We start from the raw sequence: 4,637 nt of genomic DNA on the forward strand, positions 1-4,637 counted from the left end.
AAGTATCGAACCTTGGACACGTTCCCAAGGTCGAGATTGAGCAGGGCAGTCCGGAGGTAGCTACCGAGTACACCGGTGGTCGCTTTGCGTATCTTGGGGAGGCTGTGACTGAGGATGGCCTGAGGAGCAATAACCTCTCAATCATACTTGTGAGGTTGGCGCTTCTTTTTTCGTATGACGAATTTCGACCGTCCGTTGCCTACGGATGGATGCGAGATTGGCACGCATTTCGTGGGTTACACGTTCGTTGGGGGTTCAACCGACACGAAACGAATGCCTTTCGCTGGATCCGACCACCGCTTGATAAAGACTACCGCCGCCTGGCTTTCGTTGCGTGTACACAGCGAGGTTTTCAGAATCTTTTGAACGATCCTTCACCGGAAGAAGTGTTTCGATCCCGAACGAATAGCTCAGCAAACAGCGAAAACCACCTTCCCGAACAGGGAGGATAAGGCGCTTGTAGGGTTTGGCAACAGGTGCACCTTCGTCATTCTTCAGATCGGCTCTCACAATGTCGAATGTCGGCGAGCTGTAAACACTGGCTTCAAAATAGGAGCGTCCGACCATTGCGCGATAGTCTGCCGGCAGGAAACTCCTCAGATGTTCAGTATCTTCGCTCCAAGTGCTCCCTAGAAGCTTCAGGGGGAGTGCTTCGAACCCGCAATCGAGCAACTCTGGGCTATCGCCCACTACAGGGTTTCCGTCGAATAGGACGATTTTGCTGTAGTAGTTCTCATATTCGTCTGTCAGGTTGCCTTCAGTGCGCCTCCACAATGAAAAGAGGCCTTGTGCAAAAGCGTCACCGTAACCTGCATCAATTTCGTCTATTGGTAGCCGATAAGTGTAATTGCTCATGTGCGTAGCGTCTCCTGAAGATACTTCGCCGAAATAATTTTCTTCATTTTGAAGCAGTATCGGATACCTTGTTCATCTGTAAGGAGGAGCGGGTCTCTGTGTTGTGCGATATTAAAGCAAATGAACCGAGAGATTTTCGGTAGTCCGTATTGCTCGGCCTGTTTGACCACATCTTCAATTTGTTCCAATACGGTCTTTTCATGTTTAGCGTCTGTGGGATACTTCACCAGGTCAATCCGTCGGTAAATTATCAATGCCCTCTGCGTCGATAAATTTATAAATCGCATGCATTAAAGCGTTGAAATTTTTAGATGCAGCTTGTCCCTTGGCGTATTTGGCATCAAGCTTGCGAGTTTCTGCTACTGCAGCCTCGAAAAGGGCGGGTTTGAACAGAAGTGGTTCATCCGGCTCTGTGCCCGAGACATTTTGCGCAGCTTCAGATCTTACATCACCGTCACTGCCGAGTAATCGGTAGAACTCCGACTCTGTAATTTCACAAATTTCCGCAAGTTTCGCGATTACATCAGTGGTAGTCGCGCTTTTGCCTGTTTTTAAACGGGAAACATGTGGTGCAGAGATGCCGAGTTTGTCGGCCAGCTCTTCACCGGTAATTTTATGACCGGAACCCTTGCGGATTTCGATAGCTAATTGAACAGGCGTCTTAATCATCCGAGCATTATTTCTCAGTGAATGAGAAACGCCATAACCACTCAGGCAATTATTATATGTAATTTCTTGCATCATGATATTGCATCATATGTAATTTTAGGGCATTGTAGGTTGCATGACGATTTTTAAGTGGCTGAAAGAGAACAACCAAAAGGCGAAGCAACTTGCCGCCGCTGCGGATCTTTCCGCGGCCCAGGTGTCTCGCATCTTAAACGGGCAGTCTTGCCCGCACTGGAAAACAGCAAGTCGCTTATCCAACGCAACCAATGGTCAGTTTTCTGCAACCTATTTCGTGCAGCTGGGGGCCGGGGTTGATCCAGAAAATGACGATTTAAGTCCATGAAGAAACTCCTTGCTCGTTTCGTTGACTTGAAAATCATAGGAGAGAACCGATGACCATTTCCTGCGGAAACGACACGCAAATTCTGCGGAACCGCCCGCAAGTGTTGTCGGTCAATATGGACCGGCTTGCGGCTTTCTTTCGTGATCTCTACCCGACAGGGACCGCCGCGCAGGTGGCGTCTGACCTGAGCGTCTCCTTGCGTACCGCAGAAGGTTGGCTCGGTTCCAACCCTTCTGCGCCGCGCGCGGCAGTGATCCTTACCGCCATCACCGTCTACGGTCCTGCATTTCTGGTGACACTCTTGCCGGACACGCCCGACTGGCTTTCTGAAGCCGCACAGAATGAAGAAGAGGCGCGCGTGCGCGCCCAGATCGACCGGCTGAAAGCTCGGTTGAAACGCTGACCCAACACCTTCAATTCAACCCATTTCGGAGGCCGCAATGAGGCTTGAGAACAAACCGAGTACGAAGCGCCCGCGAACCGCAATTGCCCTAACATTCATCCTATTAGCTGCTTTTTGCCGAGGACTCGCCAAGGGCGGTGTTTGGCTTGGGTGGAAGTGGTCCGAGGGTTGGTTTTGGCTTTCCCGGCGCTGCCGCGACGTGGCGGGGGTGTGAGACGATGAACGAGAAACGAGACGCAACCCTTGCCATTGAAACCGCCGAGCTTGGCTATGATTGGGGCACGTTTGGCTCAGCGCCGTTGAAGCTGCGCAGCGGATGGACTTTCAAGAGACGCATTGCAGATGCGGCTTGTGCTTTCCAGACTGGTCACTCGGTGCGTGATTACGACCGGGTCTATCAGCGGCGGGTCGTTTTACTATCCCGGAGAATTGTCAACGAGAAACGCCGTGAGGCCACCCAATCGCCAAATACAGCAGAACACATACTAGCGTATGCGGACATGATTGAGGATGCGCTTAACCGCTATGACAAAGGCTTCGAGAGCGCGAGTTTGCCCTTCCTGCAGTATCTGCTTTTCGTTCAACGCAGCTGGAGCGCTTTCGGGGAGGCGGAAGCTCTTGGTGTTGAATTCAGCGAGGGTCTGCTGCAGTCGGTTCGCAGCCATGACGAACCCAACCTTGTCTCGCCGTTCAAATTCGACGGCAAGATTTATGAAGGCCTTTTCGAAGATGGCAGCTTTGATCTCTTCTTTAACAAGCATTTCTTCGGTCGATGGAATTGGCATCGGTTTCTCCGCTGGTCGAAAGTCAGTCTGAATTTTCAGTGCAAGCGACTGTGCCGCCGCGCAAGGCATCGCCTCAGTGCCATGACAGAGAGGGCCTTTGCCCTCGCAAGCAAGACGTTGCGGAGGGGCCAACAGTGATCACCTTGTTTCTTCTGAGCAAAATCACCGAATGCATCTCCTCTTTCTCTGACAGGGAGGGGGTGACAGGAACCGGCGCGAGCGCCAACTCGCGCTGGTTCTGCCTTCCATTTATCAAAAATGTTCTTGTTTTGTCCACAAGATTCCACTGGAGGTGGCTATGACACTTCTTGAAACCCTTCAAGCTGAAAACGAGGCACAAGCCGTTCGCATTCTGGAGCTTGAAGACGAGCGGGACTATCTGAAAGCGCAATTGGTCGATATCGACGTGATCTTTCCCGACCGTTGGCGGTTTGGGCCAAAACCTGAAGCTTTTTTGCGGTGCCTTCTTAAGCGTAACCGGGTCACGCGTGATGCCGCTATGGCGGCAATCTACAGCGGCAGGGCTGGTGATGAACCTCATGACAAGATTTTAGACGTGTTTCTGCATCGGGTGCGGGAAGCCTTGGAACCAGACGGCATCAAGATCGATACCCGGCGAGGGCGCGGTTGGGAAATCCGCCCGGATATGAAAGCGAAACTCCTGAGTTTCTGCATCATTCCAAACAAAACAACAAGGGCAGCGTCATGAACCAGCCCGTCCGAATTCTTCCAGACCTAACTACCGAGTCCGCCGCATTCTGCGAAACCTTGCGCAGGGTGATTGATCCCGTCGCCATGGACCGGCTTTGCAAGATGCACCCGGACGGAGTGGGCCTTTACCACATCTGCGATGCGCATCAGATCCCTTACGCCTTCGCTTTGAAAGCCGTCGATGCAGGTGAAGCCGCTGGCTTCCTGAAGGGGCGTATGCACCCGGACCGGCATGAATACCTGGTTTGGTTGCCGCGCACTATGCCGCCGCTTTCGAGGGTTGAAAAACTGGTCTTGCGGCAGGCACAACGCGACCTAGCGGAAGCACCGGGCGTGTTTTTCGTGGAAGGCGCAATGACGGATTTGGGCGTTGGCTCGTTAAAGATCCGCGAAGCGCTCAATTTCCTCGTTTTTGCAGACCTTTTGACGCGTGAGGGCAAGGCCTACGCGTTGACCAGCCTTGGGCGCACTGAAGGAGAGGCCGCATGACACACCCAGCCCTGACCGATGCCGTCAATGAAAACATGGACACTGCAGCTGCTCAAATGTGGGCCATCCACCCGGAAGGCCCGCCCGACGATATGCCAGAGCGGCCATTCAGTGAGGGGCGGGCCTTGGCCTGTGTCACCGCCCTTGAAAAGCTGGGTGACTGCAACGCCGCGCTTTCCATGCCGCATCTTTTTGAGGCCAAGCGCCGGGGAGGGGTGACGTGCTAGAGCCGACATGTTCCTACTTGGGCGGGCAGATCCAGCTATTCCTCGGCGATGCGCGCGACGTGGTTCCTAAATTGGGGCGCAAGTTCCGGGTTGGCTGTTTCGACGCTCCGTACAAGTTGACATCGGGCGGCGCGGCGAAAGCTTCACCAAAACAC

General features: G+C 53.2%; 8 protein-coding genes. 6 read left to right on the plus strand and 2 right to left on the minus strand.

Features of this window, described 5'->3' with window-relative positions; all coding sequences use genetic code 11:
- Positions 1-255: 255 nt before the first annotated feature.
- On the minus strand, positions 256-855 hold the full coding sequence (locus K5905_RS27995; RefSeq protein ID WP_297590498.1) for a hypothetical protein: 600 nt from the start codon (positions 853-855) through the stop codon (positions 256-258).
- 231 nt (positions 856-1,086) lie between these two features.
- Complete coding sequence (locus tag K5905_RS28000) at positions 1,087-1,599, minus strand: helix-turn-helix transcriptional regulator (RefSeq protein ID WP_297590501.1); 513 nt, start codon at positions 1,597-1,599, stop codon at positions 1,087-1,089.
- A gap of 40 nt (positions 1,600-1,639) precedes the next feature.
- Here K5905_RS28000 and K5905_RS28005 point away from each other — a divergent pair, with 40 nt between their 5' ends.
- The 6 genes from K5905_RS28005 (at position 1,640) to K5905_RS28030 (ending at position 4,482) form a co-directional block, all read left to right on the plus strand.
- A complete protein-coding gene (locus K5905_RS28005; protein WP_297590503.1) occupies positions 1,640-1,867 on the plus strand; it encodes a helix-turn-helix domain-containing protein in 228 nt (75 codons plus the stop codon).
- 49 nt (positions 1,868-1,916) lie between these two features.
- The gene (locus K5905_RS28010) at positions 1,917-2,270 is read left to right on the plus strand and encodes a hypothetical protein (protein WP_297590506.1); all 354 of its coding nucleotides are present in this window, start codon (positions 1,917-1,919) and stop codon (positions 2,268-2,270) included.
- Positions 2,271-2,488: 218 nt separating this feature from the next.
- Positions 2,489-3,193 carry a hypothetical protein gene (locus tag K5905_RS28015; RefSeq protein ID WP_297590508.1) on the plus strand — a complete coding sequence of 235 codons (705 nt, stop codon included), beginning with the start codon at positions 2,489-2,491 and terminating at the stop codon, positions 3,191-3,193.
- Positions 3,194-3,353: 160 nt separating this feature from the next.
- A complete protein-coding gene (locus K5905_RS28020) occupies positions 3,354-3,764 on the plus strand; it encodes a hypothetical protein (protein ID WP_297590510.1) in 411 nt (136 codons plus the stop codon).
- Complete coding sequence (locus K5905_RS28025; RefSeq protein ID WP_297590512.1) at positions 3,761-4,255, plus strand: hypothetical protein; 495 nt, start codon at positions 3,761-3,763, stop codon at positions 4,253-4,255. The genes K5905_RS28020 and K5905_RS28025 overlap by 4 nt, the downstream gene beginning before the upstream one ends.
- A complete protein-coding gene (locus tag K5905_RS28030) occupies positions 4,252-4,482 on the plus strand; it encodes a hypothetical protein (RefSeq protein WP_297590515.1) in 231 nt (76 codons plus the stop codon). The genes K5905_RS28025 and K5905_RS28030 overlap by 4 nt, the downstream gene beginning before the upstream one ends.
- Positions 4,483-4,637 lie beyond the last annotated feature (155 nt).

The sequence above is a fragment of the Roseibium sp. genome, from assembly GCF_025698965.1.
GTDB lineage: Bacteria > Pseudomonadota > Alphaproteobacteria > Rhizobiales > Stappiaceae > Roseibium.

Bases quoted from the DNA above. Each gene is read 5' to 3' on its own strand.
- K5905_RS27995 (WP_297590498.1), bottom strand. From the start codon at position 855: ATGAGCAATTACACTTATCGGCTACCAATAGACGAAATTGATGCAGGT.
- K5905_RS28025 (WP_297590512.1), top strand. From the start codon at position 3,761: ATGAACCAGCCCGTCCGAATTCTTCCAGACCTAACTACCGAGTCCGCC.
- K5905_RS28010 (WP_297590506.1), top strand. From the start codon at position 1,917: ATGACCATTTCCTGCGGAAACGACACGCAAATTCTGCGGAACCGCCCG.
- K5905_RS28015 (WP_297590508.1), top strand. From the start codon at position 2,489: ATGAACGAGAAACGAGACGCAACCCTTGCCATTGAAACCGCCGAGCTT.
- K5905_RS28020 (WP_297590510.1), top strand. From the start codon at position 3,354: ATGACACTTCTTGAAACCCTTCAAGCTGAAAACGAGGCACAAGCCGTT.
- K5905_RS28000 (WP_297590501.1), bottom strand. From the start codon at position 1,599: ATGATGCAAGAAATTACATATAATAATTGCCTGAGTGGTTATGGCGTT.
- K5905_RS28030 (WP_297590515.1), top strand. From the start codon at position 4,252: ATGACACACCCAGCCCTGACCGATGCCGTCAATGAAAACATGGACACT.
- K5905_RS28005 (WP_297590503.1), top strand. From the start codon at position 1,640: ATGACGATTTTTAAGTGGCTGAAAGAGAACAACCAAAAGGCGAAGCAA.